Source organism: Nonomuraea sp. NPDC001831 (assembly GCF_042892035.1).
In the GTDB taxonomy this organism is placed as follows: domain Bacteria; phylum Actinomycetota; class Actinomycetes; order Streptosporangiales; family Streptosporangiaceae; genus Nonomuraea.
Window position 1 is genome coordinate 1 of record NZ_JBIATU010000019.1, and the last position, 21,276, is coordinate 21,276.

A 21,276-nucleotide genomic window follows, 5' to 3' on the forward strand; every position below is an offset into this window, starting at 1 on the left:
GCATCGGTCACATCAAAGCGCGCCACATCCGAGTTCTACCAGTCACGGCAGGCCGCCACCGCTCCTCATCTAGATCCGAACTTCAAACAGCTCCTAGTCCAGGCGCCCTAGAGTCGTTGCCAACACTCTCCCAGCCACTGCTCGGCGTGGCCATAACGGCTTTATCTTCCCTGCATCGGGGGTCGGGACACATCGCGTAGGCGCTCGCCACGCTCTGTGGCCGCGACGACGCCCTTCCTCTCCGTCCCCGTACAGCATGCAACCAGTGAAAGTGTCGGTCAGCCCGGTTACAGTTGACGATCGGATACTCGCAACGCTAACCAGCAAGGCATGCATTAGGCCCAAGTCAAGGAGTTGCAGTGGAAGATGAACTTCTCTCGCTTGCAAACGAGATGAACTTCATGGCAGAACGCCGTAGCAACGGCATTGTTATTCGTATTCCCTGCATGGGTCTCGCTCTAATACTGGAAAGAGTGGATGACGATCGCGTCTTCCCCTATATTCACTGCAAGAAGGCTCCGGGGGCATGGAGTGGCGGCGCCAGCGACATCATTGATATTACAACGTATATGGCGGCCGCCTATATGAGTGGACAAGGGAAGTCGTCCTATCAGCTTCTCGACTACGATCACCCTGTTGCAGCAAGCGAACTCGGCGAACGATACCTCATCCCCCGGCAGCCTGTGAATCTCACAGTAGGCCGTGATCCCGAGTCGATGAAGAAGGTGCTGGAAGACTTGTGGTGGTTCGGTCAGACGATGCACATAGCTCTCCCGCAGTACTGTCCCACTTACTCGGACAGTAGTGATTCTCTGGCAGCCCCGTCTGAAGAGGCGATTGATTGGGCGCGGGGACTGGGCGCCGCGCTGCCTAAACTTTTCAATCCGGGCGTGGACCTTTTCACTTCTCGCGGTAACCCATACAATTTGTATTATCGGACCCATGATGGGGAAGTGTCTATAACGCGCGATCCAGAGGTGGCCGACGCGCTCAACGTGTTGAAGGATGAGGCGAAGATTATCCCTGGCCCCAAGGGTGAAATTCGAGAGAATGCCGAACTGCTTACCGCTATCTCCTATAAGGAGGCGGATAAAGCGGTGCGAATTATGGAGGCGGCAGGCGAAGAAATTGATGATAGAGAAGACTTGCAAATCTTCTCTTTTGAGAATGCACTTCTTTGTGTAAGAGGGGAAACTATTGTCCTTCTAGGTGGCACAGGGGGCAGGCAGGCGTACCAAGAGGAGCGTCAGCGGATAGTCAGTCAACACCAGCTTGTCTCCTCGACGTTGCTGGCACCTGACGCATACACATGGGCCCCCAGGATAGACGGCCAGGTGTTCGAGGATATGGTTCGGGAGCTCCTCGAAGCAGATCCCTTCGTGACGGAGGTGCGCAGCGCTGGGCCAGCTAAAGAGAGAGATGGTGGTAGAGACTTGCTTATTAAGCAGTTGGTCCCCCAGCCAGGGGGAACGAATTGGAGTGCCGAGCCCAAAAACCTCGTGGAAATCCCTGTAGTGGTACAGTGTAAGGCTCTGGCGAGCACGGTCGGCATCGGCGATGTCAGAGAGATACGTGATGTCATCGAAGATGCAGGAGCGCAAGGATTCCTGCTTGTTACGTCGAGCCGTGTAAGTTCAGCGCTTACTTCTCGCCTTGGTCTTATACGCGATAAGAACGGCTTCCATACTGATTGGTGGGACAGGCATCAGCTGGAGGTGCTGTTGCGTCGAAATCCCGATATCGTAAGAAGATACTCATCGATAGTTATGTCGAACTAACTTTGTACGTGAGCCGTCGAAGCTGAGAGCCGACATTCATGCGTATCGCTCCCAGCTCGCTGCCTCGTACATCCTCGTCGCGAGCGATGTCGATGACTCGCGCACTGGCCTGGGCCAGTGGGAACGTGCACAGCCCAGCGTTCTCCGGATACTCCGCGCGATCGAACGCTGGCCTCGTCCGCGTGTCTTCCCGGGCCAGTCACGTGGTCCCCGCGGATCCGGCGGGGAGCACGTGCGGTGTGGGCCACGAGGGGACTCCTCGTGGCCCACGATCACGCGTCCGGAAATTACCGCTCCTCCTTGAGGAGTTCATTGATGAACGACTGGGTGAACTGTCCCCAATAGGAACGCAGCTGGCTGAATCTCTCAGGGTCCGTGTCCATGTTCTCCGCCTTAGCGTAGGCCAGGAAGAGCGCATCGATGGCGTCGGCGGTCTTTCGAGCGATACTGATGAAATCTTCGGGGGTGAGGCCGTTGGTTTCGCCGTCGCCGATCTGCTTGAGCGGCTTGTAAATATCGCGAACGAACGGGTGGCGCCGGTTTACCTTGATGATGGCTTTGCCATTGAGGTGGTCGATGTCGAGCAGTTCCTTCCCCGGGAAGCCCACGTCAGCAATTGTAAAAGGCCTAGAGTCGATCTGCTTGCGAACCTGCTCGGCCTTCTCAGTGTCGTCGGTGATGCCCAGGTCTTCGAGAAACTCCTTGACGATCTCCTCGCTTTGCTGCGGAGTGAGCTGCTTGCCTGCCTGTCCCTGTGGAGCGGTCTTGTCGACGTTTGCCGCGGCTTCAGCCGCTCTGTCGTGTTCCTGCCGGGTGGCCGCCTGCTGCGCTTCGACCTTATTCCAGTGGCCGCGGATCTGGCGGCGCGCGGAGTTGATTGGCCGGCTCAGCCACGACCTCAGCTCCTGGCGGAGCTTGTCGATGGGAACTGCGCCACGCTTGACGTTGCGAACCTCGAAGTACTCATCCAGTTCGGCGGGGAATGTGACCTCGATGCCAATGTAGCGGTCGATTTTGTCAATCCCAGAGGGTAGGAGTCGGGGTACGATGTCGTAATTGATCTCGCGACCGTTTCGCACCATGCTGATTCGGCCGGCACTCTCCCGGTTGATCTGGTACTCGTTGATATTGCGGCCATAGCGGTCCACGCTGCCTCCGTCGCCCTCCTTCCAGCGAAAGATTTCAGGGACGATAGTTACCGTGACTTGTATCTCGTGGTCGCCAACTTTCAGGATGCCTCGGTCGATCTCGTGGCCGCGCGGATCTTCGGGGGAGTACTGGTCCGTGATCCGGGGGTTGTCCATTAGGAATAGCGGGTCCAACAAGGTGATGGGCTTACGGTTGAGCTCGATGATCAGGCCCTTGTCGAGGAAAGAGCGGTAGGCGCGAGCGATAAATGTACGCAGTTCGTCGAGCTTGTCCTTGAGGCTGGTGCCGTAGCGGCCGCCGCCGGTGAGCCGGTCGATCTTGCCGAACAGCACCAAAGTCCCCGAGGCGACCGGCGTGCCATCCCTCTCGCACATCACGTCGGCGTACTCGGCCGGCCACCCTTCGACCTCGTGGGCCTCGATGTAGGTCTGTTCCTTGTTGCCTACCTTCTCAAGGTCGACGTAGGCGTGACGGACCGTGGGATCGCCGGCCTGCTTGGTATACACCTCCAGGCGTTCGCCCAGACTGAGCCCTGCGAGCTTGAGTCCCATGCCGAAGCGGCCCAAGCCACCGCGCTCCCCGTAGCGGGTGCTGAATCCCACCGAGAGGGCCTTGGCCAGGATGTTGGGGTTGATCCCTCGGCCGTTGTCGGCAAAGGCGATCTCCTCAATCGACTTGTTGTTCGGACCGTACTTGGTCAGGACTTGGATGCGGTTTGCACCGGCCTCGATGGAGTTGTCGATCGGCTCCCCCGCTGCCGCGGTCAGATCGAATCCGGAGTCGCGCATCGACCGCAGAGCGGCGTCGATCTGGATGATGGCGGCCTGGTCGTCCTGGGAGGGCTGGTCGGTCGGCTCCTGGAACGTCGGAGTCAGGCTCATGATTATTCCTCTCTATTGGGTCGGGTTACGGCCGGATGCTGTGGAGCCGTGCGGCCAAGGTCTCGACGAGGGTGCTGTGGCAGAACGGACAGCGCGCGGACATGTGGTCGGGTTGATCAGGGTGAATGACGTTCTCGATCTGGGCTCGCAGGGTGTGGAACAAACTGCACTCCACTTCGAACGCCTGCAGGGGCGTGAAGTGCACGTCATAGGTGAAGTGCTCACCGCGTCGGTTCCCGGCGTGCCGCAGCAACCGTTGGCGCAGGTCGCTGTCGCTGCGTCCCACATAGACAGGGCGGGCGTTCCGGTACAGCATGTAGGTACCGATCAACCCGGCCGGGATGAGGGCGCGAACGACCCAGGGAGCGAGCTTCATCGCACGAGGTGCGCCCACTCTTAGGACACCTCGCTGGTGTAGGCGCGGCGAGCGACCTTCCGGACCCGGGAGATCCTCTCTCGCATGCGGGACAGCGCAAGTCCGTAGTCGGCCGCCAAGACTGCCGTGTCCTCCTCCTGGATCAGTCGGAACAGCAGCTGCTTCTGATTCGCCGTGAGAGCGCGGGTCGTCCGCAGCCACTGGATGAGTTCAACGGCGGTGTAGCGACCTTCGTGTTCCCCGGACTCCTGGCGCGTTTGAAGGCTCTCCAGCGCGATCAGGGGAACGGCGACTCGTCGGTCGCGGAGGACCTGCCACGCGTGTCCACGAGCGCTACGAACCTGGAACGTTGCGGATGAGGAACCGTTGAGCCGGACGATTTCGTCCAACGCGCGATCAATACGCTCAAGCTCGAACGTGTCGGTGATGCGGCAAGCCTGAGCGTAGAGTTCGCTCAGTGCATGCTGTGCCTGCTGGGTCAGCATGAGGGTCTCCTCGTGTCTGACTGCGGCCCCCATGTGGTGGGACGCGGTCGTATTCGGAGTGGTGTGCAGTTGTATGACGGAGCATACGCGCTCTATCCGAGGAGGGCCGGGTTCCCGGCTGGGCTCCTGCGCCCTCAATCAGTAAGGACGGCTGAGACCGGTATTCGTTGCCGCCGTGGCGCAAGATTCATTGGCCTGACAGTGCGACTCATGACGAGCGGCTCTCGCGGCACCATCCGAAGCATGTCGAGGTGTGGTGGCCGGACACCTGGAGCCGGCCGGCAAGAGATTTCAGGGCCACGATCGCTTCCCGTTGCGCCGAATGTGTGCGATACCAAGAGAGGCTAAGGACCAAAGAGTAGGTCAGAGCAAGTTTCAAGGATGCCCTGTAAAGCCGTGGGCACCTGGGATAGTGGCGAACCGGTCAGCCATGAAAATCGGGAACATGTACGCCATGATCTTCGCTCCCGGCGTACCCATGGTCCATTCCGCGAGGTCGTTGCCGAACGCAGGCCATGACTACCGCTCCACTTCCGATCAGACGGTCCTTCGTTCGCCTCGTTGCTCAAGCGTCCCGGCTCCGTGCCCGCCCTTGGGCTGGCAGTTACGAGGAGCACATGGGCGCAAGGGGGCAGGGCACGCATGATGACCACCGTAGGTTGTATTCATGATCGACAGACCATTTGTGGCCACCATGTGAGGAGGGGCATCAGTGATCGGCAGGGAAGGGCTCCGGCTCGGTGTGCAGGCTGCGCGTCGACTGGGGGAGTTGGCATGCTGCGAAATCGAGGAAGGGCTCTCCGAGGCGGAATTAGCGCGGATTGAGCGGGACTACGGGTTCGAGTTCGCCGATGATCATCGGGCTTTCCTGGCGGTTGGGCTGCCGGTGCGTCAGCCTTGGGAGGAAGGGCAGACGTGGGAGAATCCTTGGCCTGATTGGCGGAACGGCGATCCCGAGGCTCTGCGAAAGCACGTCGCCTGGCCTGTCGATTGTCTCTTGTGGGACGTCAAGCACGGCCACTGGCGATCGAGTTGGGGCGAGCGGCCGAGCGATCCGTTGGAAGCCGTCGAAACGGCCCGGCTCCGGGGTGGCGGACACACCCCGCATGGCCCCGCTCTATGCGCACCGGTTCCTTCCGGCCGGCCGCGGGACTTACGGGCATCCCGTCCTGTCCATGCGGGGTTGGGACATCATCTACTACGGCACGGACCTGGCCGACTACATCAACCAGGAGTTCCAGGAACCACGCCCGGAACGCGGCGAGGAATGGCAGCCGCATGCCACGGTCCCGTTCTGGCGGGACTATCTCTGAGTACAGGTCACCACGCGGAAGCACGATCAAGATCCGGGATATACACGGGATGATTTAGTAGAGGGACGCCACGGCCAAGGCTATAGGCCCAGCTCAGCGGCTCGTCGAAGCCTAGATCTTCGGCCCGCTGTAAAACCGTCGGCTCAGCCTACGCAAGTTCGAACCTTGCACCTGCCACCAGCAGTAACAGCAGTTCAGAGGCCCTACGGGGCCTCTTCTGCGTTTCAGGGGTATGCAGCCAGATGCCGCCGCGAGCGGCCCGTTGTCGCTGGTCCACCAATATACGTGCAATGATCTCGGGCGCGTTTCCCCAGGTCGCCCCTTGGTTTGGCCAGTGCGCGGGCAAGAACAAGAGCCCCGGTGGTGGCCGGGGCTCTGGGTGTGGTTGGACTGTGCGTCATGCGACGAAAGCCTCGCCGATCCGCTGGTTGGCGATGTCCTGCTGGCCATCGATGCACTTGGCGTAGACCCGCAGGAGGACATCGACGCTGTGGCCGGCTCTTTCGGCCACGTCCGGGGCGGAGACGCCCACGTTGAGTCAGAGGGACACTGCCGCGTGCCGAAGGTCGTACGGGCGTTTGGCGAGCGGGGAGGCGACCTGCGCGGGGGTGAAGGCCAGGAGGCGGGCGGCCTGCCAGACCTCGGTGTAGGCCGTTGAAGCTACGACGCCTTCCCGTTCACTGCGGAAGATGCGGCCGTCTTTGGCCGTCCCGTACTCCGCGATGTGGGCACGGAGGATCTTGACCAGTTCGGGCGGGATGGGCACGGGGCGGACGTCCTGTCTGCCGCGGTGCTTGAGGCCGCGTTCCTCGTGTGCGTTGCCGGTGTCGGTCCATCGGGTGTTCACCTCCGGCCGGGAGACGTCGATGGTGAGGCGTCCCCGGCCGGAGGCGGGGAGGTGGCAGTCCTGGATACGGAGGCCGACCGCTTCGGCCGGGCGTAGGGCGGCGTAGTACATGCAGGCGAAGAGCGCCATCAGGCGCCGGCCTCTCCCGCGTCGGCCTACGTAGGTCACGGCTGTCAGCAGTTCTTGCGCCTGGCGTGGGTTGACGACGACGCGAGGGTCTACGGTCTCGGTGGTCTTGGGCGGCTTCCACTTGATCTTGTGCAGCGGATTTGCCGAAAGCCCCTCCAGCTCCACTGCGTACTCAAGCGGCGGCGCGGTGCGCCGCCGTAGCTCCGGCCTTCCGCGCGCCCGCCGTCCGGGCGCGCGGCCTGGGGGCTGGTCCCGAACGGCGGCGGGACACCGGGCCGGGCACCGCACGCCGGCCCCGCCGTACGGACCGAACCCTCAGCGCGGAGTTGCCGCGCCACTGCCCATGGCTCACTCTCAACCGGAAAACGGTTTGCCGGAGCAGTGTCCCACCTCAAGGATCACCGTATGAGCGATGAACTGGCCGGATTCGATGACCTGGTCGTCCAGGGACAAACGATCAGAGGCATCAAGCTCATCAAGGACACTTTTGAATGCACTCTTCACGAAGCCCTCGACTTCTACGTAGACCGGTATCGCAAGCTGCGCCAGACGCGTCCCGATGACTTCACCGAGAGTCACGAGGAGTACTGGGAGGGCTTCTACTCCTGATTAAGCCAGCCTCCGGCGGGGGCGCTCCGACTCCGGGATGATCGCCATACGGTGAGCCAGGACCGTAAGTGGCTGGCGTGGAAGCCTGACCATCCCGCTCGCCATCGACCCGGGACAAGCTGAGCAGACCAGGGCCACGGGTCAAGGGTCGTTCGTCCGGTGGGGTGCTCCACCCTTGACCCGTGGCCCTGGCCCGCTTCCCCTTCGGGCGGGTCGACGGCAGACGGGATGATCAGGCAGGTGGAGGTGTGGGCGAGCTGCGTAGCTCCGCCGCTTCTGCGATCCTTCCGGCACGCACGCGGAGCTCGTCATCGGTTGGTTGCGTATCCCGTACGGCTTCCCAGTCATCGATGAGGATCACGAGTTCGGTGATCTCCGGCGGATAGCCGCACCTCGCCATTAGCTCAGTGATCAGGAAATCGGCTCCGGATGCGATAGTTAGGGTGCCGTCCCGCATGGCCAGCGAGATATCGCGGGCGGTAGCCCATGGCTCTTGGCGGGGGTCTATGGGAGGCATTCCGCACTCGGACAACACCTGACGGATCAACGGCTCGATCTCGGACATGGAGCCGATGGATAGAGCGTATCCGGCCAGCTCAAGGGTGGTCGGTGTGTCGACTCCGGCTCCGATCAGCTCGCAGGCAATCCAGCCCGCATCGGTGACAGAGCCGACAAGCTGTCCGCGTAGCAGGTCGCCTCGAAGCGTGGCCAGTTGGTCACGCAATTCTGCCGAGAGCTTCATGAGCCCATTATCAGGAGGTGCCAGCTGCCTCACTGCGTGATCGACTTGCCGTGCAATATGCGGGAAATGATCTCCGTAGCCAAGCGCGTGTGCAGGAGTCGCGTAGCAGGTCGAGGCATAGGTGCGAGCGTTGGTCGCGACGCCCTGTAAACCGTCGGCTCAGGTTGCGCACGTTCGAACCTTGCACCTGCCACACCAGCGGGAAGAGGCCCGTCACCAGTGGAAACGTGGTGACGGGCCTCTCGCTTGTGTATGGCTGTCTACGGCTACGGTACTTCGCCGCCGACATCCCCTTCTCCGACGCCCCTGCGGCCATTCGCTCCTCAGAAGGCAGAACCAGGACTGTGCGGCTGTGGCTGTCCGGCCGGTTCGCGCTGGTCGGACGAGTCGGCCGGCGGGTCGCAGAACTCCTGCTTGACGAGGGCGTCCACAAGGGCCAGGAAGTCTTTCGCCGGGCCTCTGGTGGCCGAGTCCAGCCAGGTCACCGAGGCGGTCAGGGTCTTGCTGCCGTCGGGGGAGCTGTACATCAGCGCCCCGTAGCCGTGCGGTGGGCTGCCGTTGTGCTGGTAGACGGTGCCGCAGCCTGGGCCGAGGTCCTGCGCCCAGATGCCGAGGCCGTAGTCCTGGTTGGGGATGGACGTGGGGATCGCCGTGCGCATCTCGGTCAGCAGCGGGGCGGGGAGGAGCTTGCCGCCGTTCAGTGCGGAGAAGAACGTGGTCAAGTCCTGGGTGGTGGAGATCAGGTCGCCGGCGCCGGTCAGGAGGGACAGGTTCTGGTGGGAGAGGTCGATCACCTGGTCCTGGTACTGGTAGTAGCCGTGGGCGTGTGGCCCGGGTAGTGCCGTCGTGCGGTTGCCCGCCGCGAGGGTGCCCCGCAGTCCGAGCGGGCCGGTGATGCGCCGCTTCAGCTCGGTGGCGTAGGAGTGGCCGGTGATCTTTTCGATCATCAGCAGCGCCACCGTGTAGTTGGTGTTGGAGTAGCTCCACTGCGTCCCGGGTTCGAAGCGCGGCTTCTTGGACAGCGCCAGACGTACCAGTTCCTCGGGTTTGTAGCTCTTGAACCGGTTGGGCACCCAGCCGTCTCCGTTGGCGGGGATTCCCGGCTCGCCCATCGTCCCGTCGGGGTTGTACTCGCCGGTGTAGTTGAAGAGCCCGCTGGTGTGGCGCAGCAGCATCCGGACGGTGATCCGCTCGTCCAGCCCGTAGCCGGGCAGGTAGGCGGCGGCGGGGCGGTCCAGCTCGATCCTGCCTTCAGCCACCAGTTGCAACACCATGGTCGCGGTGAAGGTCTTGATGATGCTGCCCGTCCAGAAGCTTCCGTTGGTCGGAGGCTTGGCGGCCGATCCCAGCTCGCGCGCCCCGGCGCTGCCGGCCCAGTCGCCCTGCTGATCGCGTACGCGTAGCTGGATCCCGGTGAAACCGGCGGCGACGAAGGCGTTCATCGCCTTGCGCAGCTCCGGGCGATCCGGCCCGGTGGAGGTGGCCATGGCGGGGGCGGCGGCTCCCGCCAGCAGCGCTGTCGCGAGCGCCGTGACGGCCGTGCGTCGGCTGAGCGTCGTGTTCATGAAGTCCTCGTCTCTGGGGTCTTGGTCGCTGGTCTCAGTTCGTGGGCCGGCCGTTGCGGAACACCACGTCGATGAGCTGCTGTGTCGCCTGCTGGAACGCCGCCGCCTTGGACAGCGCGGCGTCGTCCACGTAGGTCACGGAGGCCGTCAGCGTCCTGCCGCCGTCGGGCGTGCTGTACATCAGCGCCGCGAAGCCGGCCATGCCGCCGTTGTGGTGGTAGACGGTGCCGCCGTTCTCGCCCAGGTCCTGCTCGAAGATCCCGAGGCCGTAGCCGATCTTCGGGTCTGGCTTGCGCATCTCGGTCAGCAGTTCGGCGGGCAGCAGCCGGCCGCCGTTCAGCGCGGAGAAGAACGTGTGCAGGTCCTGGGTGGTCGAGATCATGTCGCCGCCGGCGGAGATCCACGAAGGATTCTGGCTGGTGACGTCCACCGTGTGCTCCCGTCCGCCGTCCTCGTACCGGTAGTAGCTGTGGGCGTGCGGTCCTGTGATCTCCGTCGAGGTGCCCGGCGCCTCGGTGCCCGTCAGCCCCAGCGGGCCCAGGATCAGCCGCTGCAGTTCCTCGGCGAACGAGCGGCCCGTGACCCGCTCGATCAGCAGCCTGGCCAGCACGTAGTTGGTGTTGGAGTAGCTCCAGTCCGTGCCCGGCTCGAAGCGCGCCGGCTTGGACAGCGCCAGCCGGACCAGCTCCTCGGGCTGGTGGGTGTGGAACCGGCCGTCCACCCATTCCTTGCCCGACCACGCGATTCCCGGCGCGAACGTCCCGTCCTCGTAGTACTCGCCGGTGTGGTTGAAGACCCCGCTGGTGTGCTGCAGCAGCATCCGTACGGTGATCCGCTCGTCCAGCGCGAACTCGGGCAGGTAGCCGTCCACCGGGCTGTCCAGCTCGATCTTGCCCTCGGCCACGAGCTGCAGCACCACGGTCGCGACGAACGTCTTGGTGGAGCTGCCGACCCGGAACCGTCCGTCCGCCGGAGGCTTCTCCGACGAGCCCAGCTCGCGCGCCCCCGCGGTGCCGACCCACTCGCCGCGTTCGTCGTTCACCCGCAGTTGCATTCCGACGGCCATCCCGGAATCGACGAACGCCTGCATGGCCTTCTGCAGTTCCGGGCGATTCTGCCCGGCCACGGCGGTCGCTGCGCTCACCTCGGGCGTGGCCGGAGCGGTGTCGAGGGCAGCGCTGATCTTGCGGGCCATCTCGGTCATGGTGGGGCTGGGCCTCCCGTGGGCGGCCGCTTCGACGGCGACCAGGACGGTGCGGCGGAAGTTGTCGGCCTCGGCCGGGGCCTGCATTTCGAGCAGGCTCATGGAGGCGTTCAGGGCAGGCAGCACCTGGTCGGCGAGTTCGGCCACGGTCCTGCCGTACTTCACGCCCTTGGGCGCCTTGGCCAGCACGTGCCCGACCAGGCCGGTCGCGGAGGTCAGCGCGACGGAGCCCTCGGCGGCGGCCTTGTGCGCCGAGCCGGCGGCGCCGGCGGCGGACATCAGCGAGACGGCGCCCCAGGCGGCGGTGCGCAGGGTGAGCTGGTCCTGGTCGGTGAGGGACATGGTGGTGCTCCTTCGGGGTGCTTGTGGCTTGTCGGCGACGAGGTCCGTTGGCGACGACAGGAACGTTACGGCTGTTGCCACATTTTTGGCAAGTAGTTGCCAGAACGAATTGCCAAAGCTGCGCGGCGCTGGCATCGGCAGTAGGCAAGAACTTGTCCGCAGCGAGGCAAGTGAGCTACCCTCTGGGGCGTCGGACGACGTCAACCGCTACCCGGGAGTTCGGACATGCTCGAACAACCACTCTTCGGCCGCCGACTGAGGCAACTGAGGACCGAACGCGGCCTGACGCTCGCAGCCCTCGCGGGCGAGGGCATGTCCACCGGATACCTGTCCCGGCTGGAGTCAGGGGCCCGTCAGCCCACCGAACGGGCCATCACGCACCTGGCCGCACAGCTCGGCATCAGCCCCGCCGCTCTCACCCAGTCCACCGCCACCTCCCTGGCCGAGAGCCTGACCCTGGCCACCGGCCTGAGCCAGGACGAAGGCGGCCAGACCCTCAGCGAAGCCCTGAAAACCTCCCACGGGGAGGACCCCCTGCTGCGCTGGCAGGCCCTCTGGCAGGTCGCCGAATGGCGTCAGTGGCGTCAGGAGTACGCCGAGCAGCGGACATGCCTCGACGAGCTGACAACGCTCAGCGAACAGATCGGGCTACCCGAGCTGCAGTGCAGAGGGCTGGCCGCACTGTCGCGCTGCATGCGCAGCACCGGAGAGATCGCCGGCGCCGTCGATGCCGCGACACACGCCTACGAGCTGGCCGAACGCGAAGCGCTGCCGGTCCGCGTGCGGGCCTCCACGCTGCTGGCCCTGGTGTCGGCGCTGGCCGAGGCCGGGCGGCTTCCCGACGCCGCCCGGCATGCCGACGAACTGCTCACACTGGCGGACCAGGTCTCAGGAGCGCTGTGGGCCCAAGTCGTGTGGACCGTGGCCAACATCCGGGTCCGCCAGGGCGACCTCGACACCGGCGCGGAGCTGATGAACCAGGCCATCGACGGCTTCGACGGCCGCGACGACCTGACGCTCTGGATGCGCCTGCGCCTCGGCGCGGCCCGGCTCGACCTCAGGGCCGATCCGCCCAGAACGGAGTCCGCCCGGCGGCGCGTCACGGAAGTCCAGGCCGCGATGCCGTTCGCGGGCGCTCCCCCTATCGAGCAGCAACTGCTGGCCGTGCGCGCCCGGATCGCCGTCCTCGCCGGCGACCTCGACGAGGCCCGCACGGTCCTGGACCGGCTGACCGGCTTCGACGACCTGCTCACCTACCAGGAGCGAATGCGGCTCGACGTCCTCCGCAACCGGCTCCTGCTTCTGGAGGGCGAGCAGGAGACGGCGCTCGCCGGGCTGCGCAAGCTGGCCGAGCAGGCCCAGCAGAGCGGCAACATGGACCTGGCCGCCGACATCTGGCGACTCGTCGCCGAATCCCTGACCAAGTAGGGCGCTCTTCCGGCCCGAGTGGCGACTCATTACATGGGCCGGAGCGGAGGCCTTGTCTCCCTGAATAGCAGCGGTGAGGCCGACACCTTCGCAGGCTGTTTCGTTCCTGTCGGCTTCCGCGACAATCGTCACATGATCGATCGATATCGCAATTTGTTCAATGAACAGCAGTGGTTCGAGAGCGCCCTCTGCTGGACTGTCGTGCAACCCCTCGACGAAGCGATCACCGCGGACGATCTCCTGCGGCAGCTGAACGGAGGCCGTGATCCCGAGGAGCGCACCATGGCGTACCCCAGAGAGGAGGCCGCCGAGGAGGACTTTCCCGTGCTCTTCGTCCGCCAAGGCAAAGGAGCCTGGGGTTTCCTCGATTTCTCCCAGGGCTTCGCCACGCCCGATCACATCCTCGCTGAACTCAGCAAAGAGTCACGCGTGTGGATGACGACCTGGCACTTCAACGGGGGATACACGATCCTCTATGCAGCCGACGGCGAGGTACGGGCACAGATGCGCGACTTCATCTTCGACGAGCACGCCGTCCAAGAGGGGGATCCGCGCATCCTGGCCGAGTTCCGCTCCATGCTCGGCAGCCTGGACTCGGAGGACTATCGGGGCAAGCGCAGCGCAGCGTTGGCCTTCATCGAGGCGTCCACTGGCATGGGTATCGAAAGCGAGTGGCTGGACGTGGAAGAGGCGCCCGTCATCATTCTCGACAACTGGAACGAGGACTGAAACTAGGTCCTCGGGTTTAGTGCTGGGTGAGTGAGGAGTTCGGCTCCAGGGTGATCGCCGTGTCGGTCGTCTGGGTCGTAGATACCTGAGGGGGAAGCCTTATCGTCCCGCCTGCCATCGGCCTTGGCCCGCTTCCCCTTCGGACGGGGCGAGGTGAATGGGGTGACCAGGTGGCGAGGAGGCTAAACGACCGCGCCCGAACCGCCTTGGCGGCCTTTTGGCCGCTGCAGATGGGCCATGGATTTCGGTATGAGATAGCAGGTTATGGCCGCCAGCACCCACGCGATTCCCAGTGCGATGCCAATCCATGAGATCACGAGCGGTGTCAGGAAGGATGCATTCGCTTCCGACGGCTCGACCACCCTCGCAAGCATCCACTTTTCCTGCACACCCCACTGCATGAGGATGCTGGGAACGAGGACCACGAGCCCGATCCCCATCAACACCCGACTGCATTCCCTGAAAATCACTTGGTCCCCGTTCCGGTCAAGAGTTGCATCAGAGTAACCGCTGCCAACACGTGTCCGGTAGTAAAGGTGATTGAGGAGTTGTGTGCTATGCGCGCTTGCCGCTCTCGATGTCGAGTTTCCGGCTCGCAATGGTCAGCAGGTGTGCCGTCTTGTGGCCTCTGCCGCACACGAACTGCACCGGATCCTGGGGCCGTCCACCGGTCTCCGGCCTTGTCCCTGGAGCAACTGTCCAGGCATCGACGCCGACCAGTGCGTACGGCTGTGGTCGGGATATCGGCACGAGGTGGCGGTCGGCACGCATCTGTCGGCCGGTGTTCCAGGCCGGCGGACGCCCTCCGCGCCTGGCGCGCCCGCGGTCGTCGACATCCGCCCCTCGCCGGGTGCGGCCGGCTGCTTCACCTGTGCGTTGAGGAGCTCTTGAAGATCAGCTCGGCCCGCACGAGGGCGGTTGGGCTCCGCACCACTTGCGGCATCTGGCTCAAACCGGGCGCGGCGCACCCGAGCCGCCCCAATATGGCCCGTACGACCGCAGGCATGCACCAGAAATGTGGACCGGTCGGGCAGAGTCGCGCTACCGGGCGCTGCGTACGGAGAATTCGTTGCCATCCGGGTCGAACATCAGGATCTGGCTGCCACCGCCCTCGCCGGCACGCGTCGCCCCGAGCGAGAGCAGGCGATCGACCTCCGCCTCCCAGTCGGCGTCGACGGGCGTCGCCAGCTCGAAGCAGAGCCTGTTTGTGCCCGTCTTCGGCGCCACCGGAGGACCACCCCACGTGATCTTCGTGCCGCCGCTCGGCGACTGGATCGCGGTCTCCTGGTCCTGGTCCCAGACCAGTGGCCACCGCAGCGCCTCGCTCCAGAAGTAGCCGACCTCCTGGGTGCCGTCGCAGGCCAGCGCCCCGATGACGCCGGTGTCTGCGAGGAACTTGTTGCCCGCCTCGATGACGCAGAACTCGTTGCCCTCCGGATCGGCGAGCACCACGTGTCCCTCTTCCGGGAGTTGGCCCACATCGATGTGCTTGGCGCCGAGTTTCAGCGCTCTGGCCACCGTCTGCTGCTGATCGTCCGGGGAGGTGCTCGTCAGGTCGAAGTGCGCCCGGTTCTGGCCGATCTTCGGTTCCAGGCTCGGGAGGAAACGGACGCGGAAGCCGGCAGGGTCGGGTGGCAGGATCGCGACGTCGTCGTCAGGGCCGTCGGTCATCTCCCAACCGAGAACTCCCGACCAGAACCGCGCCAGATCCGATGGACGGATCGCATTGAAGCAAATCGCGAACAATTGACTGGTCATACCTCACGCATCCCCGATCCACCAAGTTTGATACGAGGCCCGTTCCGTCGGCACAGCCTAGGGGCGTCCACGCGGCGCCGCACCTGAGTTTCGTGGCAGGCGGTCTGGACGGGGGTTGCGACCGGTGCACCGCTCTGCTCCCTACCCATGCACGAGTCTCGGCGCTGATCGGCAAGCGGCCGTTCACTCGTCCTCGTCATCGATGAGGGGGCCGAGCAGGGCGCATGCTGTCTCGATGTCTCCGGACGAGATCAGATCGCGAATCGCGGCCGCCATGCCCTCGTACCCCACGTCCCGAACGATGATCAAATCCGGGCACCAGAAGTACCTGCCGCCGAGAGAATCGCCGGTGCTTGCATCCGTGTGCATCTTGCGCTGGACGACATCCAGGGTCATGAAGGTCGCATATCGGCGTGAACCGTCGCGAAAAGTGATTGTCGCGTCTGCCTCGTCGGCGGTGTCCGGCTGGTATCCCACCCAGGCCGGGATCACCATCTCGAACTCTGGATCCGTGATGCGATAGAAGGTCCCGTCGAAAGTGATCACCTGTTGTCCTCTCTGTCGCCGGCAGGGGGTCGCCGTCCTCGTCGTCGGTGTCCGGGTAGCGGAGGGCCTCGATCAGCACGGGGGTAGTCGGGTCTGGAGGCATGCACGACGGCGAGCGCCAGGCGCCGCGCAGTCAACCGTCGACGGCGAGAAACGGATCGCCGTTCGTCCACGGCCGGTCCACCTGCACCCACGGCTCTCGCATCGGCCCATTGTGGATGCAAGGCTGCACCGAGAGGGCGGGAGCTTCGCGCAGTCGTGACGGAGGCCTGCTGACATGCGTGTGGGAAATGATCTAGGCTGGGCGCCCTTTACTGCGACCACATGGCGGCTATCTTGCTTCCGTTATCGGCGATTCCCCCGCGCTGGGGAGTGCCCTTGTTGACTTTGGCGGCTCTGGCGGCTCCCGCTTCGCGTGCCTTGCAGTGGCGGCTTTCTGGAGGGCCGACCTACTCGGCGCACGGCTACGCCTGCCCCTTGAGCGCCGAGCCGTGGAAACCCGGGAAGTTCGATTGGCTGATCGAGATCAACTGGGCGACCGTCTCGGCGGATCTGTCCGGCTGGCCCACCGGGATGATGGCGCTCGGCTTGTGTGCGACTCTCGCCCTTCGTGGCGGGTGGGGGGTATTCGCCGCTTGGGTGACGGCGGCGCTGTTCGTGGTCATCGCCGGGCTGTTCAGCCTTCCCTACGCTGTTCGGGTCGTCGTGGACGGTTGCCAGGAAACGCTTGAGTTCGGCGGCTGGAACATCGTCAGATTCGGGCCGATTCTGCACTATGTGGCGGGCGCGGTGCTGGTCACGTTCTTGGCGCTGGTCCGGCGTGCGGAGACGGGCGGCGGTCCCGGTCTCCTGATCGGCAGATCAACGCCTGCTACGTCGAGGGGGCGCGCAGCGTCGCGGTGACGGCCGCCGCGTGGTCCCGGTCGGCCATGACCTGACCCTCGTGAACCAGCGGGAAGTGGGTGTTGTAGGCGGCCGTCCTGGCGTCGGGGGACAGGGCCTTGCGTACCGACAACGCCGCCTGCCAGCGCGGCCGGATCGCCTCCCGCTCCGCTTCGCCCGGACGGTGATGCCACCTGCAACTCGGGCAGGCCGGCATGCCGGTCGCGTTGTCGAGGGCGAAGATGTTGCGCCTGTCGGCCGGAGGGCGGTGCGGGTGCGCGGACGGGCCGGCCATCCACTCGCCGGTGGCCTCATCGATCGGATGGCCGGTCAGCTGCGACTCGTGACGGCGGATGAGCTCGGCGAGCGGGGAGCCGGGCTCGACCGGTCCCGTCTCGCCTCGTTCGGCCGACGTCAGCGCGGCGGCGAGCACCGGGTGGTCGGCCACGCCGGCCAGCGCACACTGGCGGCGGGCCTCGGCGACGGCGGCCCGCCGCTGGAGGCCGGGGGAGGCGTGGTCGATGGCCTCGGCGAGTGCCGGGGCGAGGGCGCGCAGGGCGTGCGTGGCGAGCGGGTCGCCCTGCGGAGGGTCGTCCGGAACGCGGTCGGTGACGACGCCGCCCAGCAGCGGCGCGTCCAGCAGCGCGGGGGTGAACAGCACTCCTGAGATACGGCTCGCCAGGGCGAGGGCGGCGGGAACGCAGCCGGAGAAATACTGGAACTCGTCCGCGGGTTCGGGTTCGAGGCCCAGTTCGCGCATGTCCTCGTTCAGGGCGTCGGGGTGGCTGCCCCAGCGTTCCTGGGGCGTCTGCGGGCGGAATGCCGTCCGGATCCGGCCGTCCGCGGCGTGTTCGAAGTCGTGCGACGCCGCGTAATCGTGGCGCATGACGGAGACGGCCTGGCCGCCGTCGCGAGTGAGCTCGCGCAGCGTCTCGCGGCGGGTTCCCTCCCAGCCGTCGTATTCGAAGGCGACGGTCCAGTCGCCGGCCCGGGTCACCAGCACCAGGTCGCAGCAGCCGTGGTTCACCTTCGTGCGCTCGACGATCTCCTCATCGTCCACGATGTGGATGTTGGCGTCGACGACGCCGAACCGCCGGAGGGTCTCGCGCTCGTCCAGGCCGTGGACGAAGGTGACGGTGTAGATCTCCCCATGCCAGTCGTTTTCCCATGCGTAATCCGCAGTGGTGATCCTGCGCACCGGTTTCCCCCTCCTGCGTGATCACAGGAAGTGTGGCAGACGGAGTACTCGGCGCGGTCAACCGGCCATGAGGTGATCGGTCGAACCGGTGAGGGCCAGTCTGGCGTAGTGGGCGCGGGACAGGTGTACGCCGGTGGCGCGGGAGGCGAGGGCCAGAGCGCCGGGGACGGGGTCCGCGCCGTATCCGTCGACGTCGTCGTACAGGCCCAGTTCGCGGACATCGGTGAGCAGCCGGTCGGGATCGTCGCCCTCCCGGTAGCGGTAGCCGTACAGGCCGAACGTGGTGATCAGGCGGTCGTTCACCTCGTAGGTGAAGTCCGAGTCCTCGACATTGGCGAACACCGTGGCCACGGCCGTTCCCAGGGACAACGGCTCGGCCAGGTTGCTGACGTACTTGGTGGCCCATCCCGTGTCGGCGAGGACGGTTCCGCCCCGAGCGGCGTAGGCGGCGACGTTGAAGTCGCCGCGCGTGCCCGGCGTGACCTTGATCCGCCGCAGGGCGTCGGCGGGGGACAGGTCGCGGACGAACGTGATGCACAAGGCGGTGGTGCCGACACCGTCGGTCCACCGGTCGCTCAACCAGGCGTAGTCTGCCGAGGTCGCCCCGCCCATGTGCACTCCTTGATCGTTTCGGGTGGCCGCCAGCCTAGACCGGACCGCCGATCCGCCGCTCGATGTGTCGTACCGGCATCCGCTACGCCAACCGATGACAGTGATTCGCAAGGACGTCCCGGTGCAATATGGGTCATCTCGTCGGGCTCGAACGGAGATGTCGGTGCATGGAGATATGAGGTGTCCGGGCTGCGGGGCGATGTGGTCCGGGACCGGGCTTCATGAGCCGGTTTCCCGATGCCCGAGGTGTGCGCTGCCTCTGCAGGGCCCCGTCGCGCATGAGCTCTGGCAGGTGGACCAGGCTCTCGCCAGGCTGGGGGACCAGCTCGCCGGGCTGCAGGCCCGCCGTACGGAACTGCTCGGCGCCCTACGCGCCGAAGCGGCGAGCGCGGGTGCGGCGGCCAGATCCGGGATTGCGGCCCCCGGCGCGCCGAGCGCGGAGGTCCCCACGGGCCCCGGCGCGCCGAGCGCGGAGGTCCCCACGGGCCCCGGCGCGCCGAGCGCGGAGGTCCCTACAGGCCCCGGCGCGCCGAGGGCGGAGGTCTCCACCGGCGCCGCCAAGAATGTCCTGCTCATCCTCGGTGGACTGCTGCTGACGGTGGCGGCGGCGGTGTTCACCGTGGTGAGCTGGGGCCGGCTGGGCATAGGCGGGCGAGCGGCCGTGCTGGCCGCGTTCACCGCGCTGGTGATGCTGGCGCCGGTCGTGCTGATCCGGCGCAGGCTCACCGCGACGGCCGAGACCATGGCCGGGTTCGCGGTCGCGTTGCTGCTGCTCGACGGCTATGCCGCCAGGCAGGTGGGGCTCCTCGGGGTGGACTCCCTCGACGCGTGGCAGTACACGGCGGGCGTGTTCGGGCTCACCGCGCTGATCCTGGTGGCCTATGCCCGGATCACCCGGCTTCGCGGCCCTGCTCCCGTCGCCGTCGTGCTGGCCCAGCCGGTCATGGCGCTGGTGGTCGGTGACTGGTCGGTGACCTGGCTGGTGGCCGCGCTGGTGGCCACGGCGGCGCTGGACGTCGTCCTGGTCCGCCACGGGCGGGGAGCGGTGCGGGCGACGGCCGCCTCGACCGGCAGCGGGGTCGCCGTCCTCGCCCTGCTGAGCGGCGTGCCGTACGCGCTGGGATCTCCTTCTGTCGGTCAGGCGCTGGTCAGGTCGGTGCCGCTGGTCGCCCTGGTGCTGCTCGGCGGGTGGGTGACCTGGCTGCTGGCCAGGCGGGGTGACGCCGAGAGGGAGATCTGGGGCGCCGCGGTCGCCGTCGGGACCACGCTCACGCTGATCGCCGTGCCGGCGGCGCTGGCGCAACCGGTGCTGGACGGTCCGGGCATGGACTGGCGTCCCCTGGCCTACCTCGTCCCGGCGCTCGGGGTGGCGCTCGCCGCCTACCGGCTGCCCTGGCGGCGGGTACGGGCGACGGTCATGGGCACCGGCGGGCTGGTGGCGCTGCTGACCACGCTGACGGTGCTGCCCCGGCTCGTGGTCACCCTGGCGGCGCCGTTCGCCTGGCTGGACGTGTTGTGGACGGGCGTCTGGAACGGGCGGGAGTGGCCGCCGTTCGACATGGCGTCGCCCGTGGACGTGGTGGTCCTCGCCGTGCCGGCGACCGTCCTCCTGGCGGCAGCCGTGCGAGGCGCCGACGGATGGCGGCTGATGAAGGCGACAGCGGCCGGGCGCGGCTCGACGGAGACGGCGGCCGGGCGCGGCCCCCGGGGCTGGTGGGTGCGGGCGGCGGTGGCCGGGGCGCTGGTGGCCGGGGTGCTCGCGATCGCGGTCGTCCCCCAGGCATTCGGGCTGTCGTACCCGGTCGCGACGGCGGTGCAGGCGGCGCTGGCCGTCGCGCTCGCGGTGGCCGCCACCCGAGGCCGGACGCCCTGGTGGGCGGTGGCCTGCGCGCTCGTCGCCGCCCCCGCCTCGGTACGGGCGGCGGCGTACGCGTTCGGCAGCGAGCCGGCGACGCTGATCGTGCTGCCGATCCTGGCGGCGGCGGCCGTCACGATGGCGCTGTCGGCCGGGCTGAAGGAGCTCCGGCTCTGGGGAGTCGGCTTCGCCGCCCTGTTCCTCGGCCTGGAGGCGGTGGCGGCGGGCTTCTCGCTGGGCGCGCGCGTCCTGGTCGCGGGGAGCATGGGGTTCGCCGTGGCCGGGGTGCTGGTGCTGCTCATGTCGCTGTGGGCGGGCCCGGCGGGCCGGAGCGGCGGGAACGGCCTCAGGTACGCCGGCGCCGTCCTGCTGCTGATGGCGTCGTGGCTGCGGCTGGGGGCGGACGACGTCACCGTCGTCGAGGCGTACACCGTGCCGTGCTCGCTGGTGCTGCTGGGATCCGGCTGGTGGCGGCGGCGCGGCGCGGCGGTCTCGTCGTGGGCCGCCTACGGGGCGGGTCTCTCCTTCACGATGCTGCCCAGCCTGGTCGCGGTGTATTCGGACACCGAATGGCGGCGGTCGTTGGCGCTCGGCGTGCTGGCGCTGGCGGTGCTGCTCGCCGGGGTCCGGTTCAAGCTCCAGGCGCCCACGTCGATCGCAGCGGTCGTGGTCGCCGGGGTCGTGGTGCGGGAACTGGCCCCGTACGTGTCGGAGGTGTTCCTCGCGGTGCCGCGCTGGGTGCCGATCGCCGCGGGCGGCCTGCTGCTCGTGGTGGTCGGGGCGACGTACGAGGCCCGCATGCGCGACCTGCGCCGGCTGCGCGACACCCTCGCGACGATGGGCTGAGG

At 66.3% G+C, this 21,276-nt stretch carries 20 protein-coding genes; 7 read left to right on the forward strand and 13 right to left on the reverse strand.

What is annotated here, in order from left to right; genetic code table 11:
- Nucleotides 1-359: 359 nt before the first annotated feature.
- Nucleotides 360-1,778 carry a restriction endonuclease gene (locus ACFYYW_RS40695; RefSeq protein ID WP_387657730.1) on the forward strand — a complete coding sequence of 473 codons (1,419 nt, stop codon included), beginning with the start codon at nucleotides 360-362 and terminating at the stop codon, nucleotides 1,776-1,778.
- Nucleotides 1,779-2,065: 287 nt separating this feature from the next.
- Here the strand turns inward: ACFYYW_RS40695 and ACFYYW_RS40700 are convergent, their stop codons facing one another.
- The 3 genes from ACFYYW_RS40700 to ACFYYW_RS40710 are packed head-to-tail and all read right to left on the reverse strand — an operon-like array spanning nucleotide 2,066 to nucleotide 4,669.
- The gene (locus ACFYYW_RS40700; RefSeq protein WP_387657733.1) at nucleotides 2,066-3,808 is read right to left on the reverse strand and encodes an ATP-binding protein; all 1,743 of its coding nucleotides are present in this window, start codon (nucleotides 3,806-3,808) and stop codon (nucleotides 2,066-2,068) included.
- A 25-nt stretch (nucleotides 3,809-3,833) separates the two neighbouring features.
- Nucleotides 3,834-4,184 carry a GIY-YIG nuclease family protein gene (locus ACFYYW_RS40705; protein WP_387657736.1) on the reverse strand — a complete coding sequence of 117 codons (351 nt, stop codon included), beginning with the start codon at nucleotides 4,182-4,184 and terminating at the stop codon, nucleotides 3,834-3,836.
- Nucleotides 4,185-4,204: 20 nt separating this feature from the next.
- Complete coding sequence (locus ACFYYW_RS40710) at nucleotides 4,205-4,669, reverse strand: hypothetical protein (RefSeq protein ID WP_387657739.1); 465 nt, start codon at nucleotides 4,667-4,669, stop codon at nucleotides 4,205-4,207.
- A gap of 1,175 nt (nucleotides 4,670-5,844) precedes the next feature.
- On the opposite strand from ACFYYW_RS40710, the gene ACFYYW_RS40715 reads away from it, so the two are divergent.
- A complete protein-coding gene (locus ACFYYW_RS40715; protein ID WP_387657742.1) occupies nucleotides 5,845-5,982 on the forward strand; it encodes a hypothetical protein in 138 nt (45 codons plus the stop codon).
- A gap of 397 nt (nucleotides 5,983-6,379) precedes the next feature.
- On the opposite strand, the gene ACFYYW_RS40720 is transcribed toward ACFYYW_RS40715, so the two are convergent.
- Together ACFYYW_RS40720 and ACFYYW_RS40725 are read right to left on the reverse strand one after the other, a co-directional pair.
- Entirely contained in the window at nucleotides 6,380-6,514 is a 135-nt protein-coding gene (locus ACFYYW_RS40720; protein WP_387657744.1) for a hypothetical protein, read from the reverse strand.
- 6 nt (nucleotides 6,515-6,520) lie between these two features.
- Nucleotides 6,521-7,123 (reverse strand): hypothetical protein, encoded by a 603-nt coding sequence (locus ACFYYW_RS40725; RefSeq protein ID WP_387657747.1) that lies wholly within the window; start codon nucleotides 7,121-7,123, stop codon nucleotides 6,521-6,523.
- 240 nt (nucleotides 7,124-7,363) lie between these two features.
- Between ACFYYW_RS40725 and ACFYYW_RS40730 the strand changes: the two genes are divergently transcribed.
- Nucleotides 7,364-7,567 (forward strand): hypothetical protein, encoded by a 204-nt coding sequence (locus ACFYYW_RS40730; protein WP_387657750.1) that lies wholly within the window; start codon nucleotides 7,364-7,366, stop codon nucleotides 7,565-7,567.
- A 232-nt stretch (nucleotides 7,568-7,799) separates the two neighbouring features.
- Here the strand turns inward: ACFYYW_RS40730 and ACFYYW_RS40735 are convergent, their stop codons facing one another.
- The 3 genes from ACFYYW_RS40735 to ACFYYW_RS40745 form a co-directional block, all read right to left on the reverse strand.
- Nucleotides 7,800-8,309: a hypothetical protein gene (locus tag ACFYYW_RS40735; RefSeq protein ID WP_387657753.1), complete on the reverse strand. Its 510-nt coding sequence runs from the start codon at nucleotides 8,307-8,309 to the stop codon at nucleotides 7,800-7,802.
- A gap of 323 nt (nucleotides 8,310-8,632) precedes the next feature.
- A complete protein-coding gene (locus ACFYYW_RS40740) occupies nucleotides 8,633-9,874 on the reverse strand; it encodes a serine hydrolase domain-containing protein (protein WP_387657756.1) in 1,242 nt (413 codons plus the stop codon).
- 34 nt (nucleotides 9,875-9,908) lie between these two features.
- Nucleotides 9,909-11,420 carry a serine hydrolase domain-containing protein gene (locus ACFYYW_RS40745; RefSeq protein WP_387657759.1) on the reverse strand — a complete coding sequence of 504 codons (1,512 nt, stop codon included), beginning with the start codon at nucleotides 11,418-11,420 and terminating at the stop codon, nucleotides 9,909-9,911.
- A 225-nt stretch (nucleotides 11,421-11,645) separates the two neighbouring features.
- Here ACFYYW_RS40745 and ACFYYW_RS40750 point away from each other — a divergent pair, with 225 nt between their 5' ends.
- A complete protein-coding gene (locus ACFYYW_RS40750) occupies nucleotides 11,646-12,848 on the forward strand; it encodes a helix-turn-helix domain-containing protein (protein ID WP_387657761.1) in 1,203 nt (400 codons plus the stop codon).
- Nucleotides 12,849-12,980: 132 nt separating this feature from the next.
- Nucleotides 12,981-13,577: a hypothetical protein gene (locus tag ACFYYW_RS40755; protein ID WP_387657764.1), complete on the forward strand. Its 597-nt coding sequence runs from the start codon at nucleotides 12,981-12,983 to the stop codon at nucleotides 13,575-13,577.
- Between the two features lie 182 nt (nucleotides 13,578-13,759).
- Here ACFYYW_RS40755 and ACFYYW_RS40760 read toward each other — a convergent pair whose 3' ends face one another.
- From ACFYYW_RS40760 to ACFYYW_RS40770, 3 genes are all read right to left on the reverse strand, one after another.
- The gene (locus ACFYYW_RS40760; RefSeq protein ID WP_352327276.1) at nucleotides 13,760-14,023 is read right to left on the reverse strand and encodes a hypothetical protein; all 264 of its coding nucleotides are present in this window, start codon (nucleotides 14,021-14,023) and stop codon (nucleotides 13,760-13,762) included.
- A gap of 595 nt (nucleotides 14,024-14,618) precedes the next feature.
- The gene (locus tag ACFYYW_RS40765; RefSeq protein WP_387657767.1) at nucleotides 14,619-15,335 is read right to left on the reverse strand and encodes a VOC family protein; all 717 of its coding nucleotides are present in this window, start codon (nucleotides 15,333-15,335) and stop codon (nucleotides 14,619-14,621) included.
- Between the two features lie 183 nt (nucleotides 15,336-15,518).
- The gene (locus ACFYYW_RS40770) at nucleotides 15,519-15,881 is read right to left on the reverse strand and encodes a hypothetical protein (protein ID WP_387657770.1); all 363 of its coding nucleotides are present in this window, start codon (nucleotides 15,879-15,881) and stop codon (nucleotides 15,519-15,521) included.
- Between the two features lie 477 nt (nucleotides 15,882-16,358).
- Between ACFYYW_RS40770 and ACFYYW_RS40775 the strand changes: the two genes are divergently transcribed.
- The gene (locus ACFYYW_RS40775; protein ID WP_387657772.1) at nucleotides 16,359-16,784 is read left to right on the forward strand and encodes a hypothetical protein; all 426 of its coding nucleotides are present in this window, start codon (nucleotides 16,359-16,361) and stop codon (nucleotides 16,782-16,784) included.
- Here ACFYYW_RS40775 and ACFYYW_RS40780 read toward each other — a convergent pair.
- Both ACFYYW_RS40780 and ACFYYW_RS40785 read right to left on the reverse strand, forming a co-directional pair.
- The gene (locus ACFYYW_RS40780; RefSeq protein ID WP_387657775.1) at nucleotides 16,753-17,961 is read right to left on the reverse strand and encodes a DUF6461 domain-containing protein; all 1,209 of its coding nucleotides are present in this window, start codon (nucleotides 17,959-17,961) and stop codon (nucleotides 16,753-16,755) included. The two genes, ACFYYW_RS40775 and ACFYYW_RS40780, sit on opposite strands and share 32 nt — an antisense overlap.
- A gap of 57 nt (nucleotides 17,962-18,018) precedes the next feature.
- Nucleotides 18,019-18,573 (reverse strand): DUF6461 domain-containing protein, encoded by a 555-nt coding sequence (locus ACFYYW_RS40785; protein WP_387657778.1) that lies wholly within the window; start codon nucleotides 18,571-18,573, stop codon nucleotides 18,019-18,021.
- A gap of 292 nt (nucleotides 18,574-18,865) precedes the next feature.
- Between ACFYYW_RS40785 and ACFYYW_RS40790 the strand changes: the two genes are divergently transcribed.
- Nucleotides 18,866-21,274 carry an SCO7613 C-terminal domain-containing membrane protein gene (locus tag ACFYYW_RS40790; protein WP_387657781.1) on the forward strand — a complete coding sequence of 803 codons (2,409 nt, stop codon included), beginning with the start codon at nucleotides 18,866-18,868 and terminating at the stop codon, nucleotides 21,272-21,274.
- The last annotated feature ends 2 nt before the right edge of the window (nucleotides 21,275-21,276 follow it).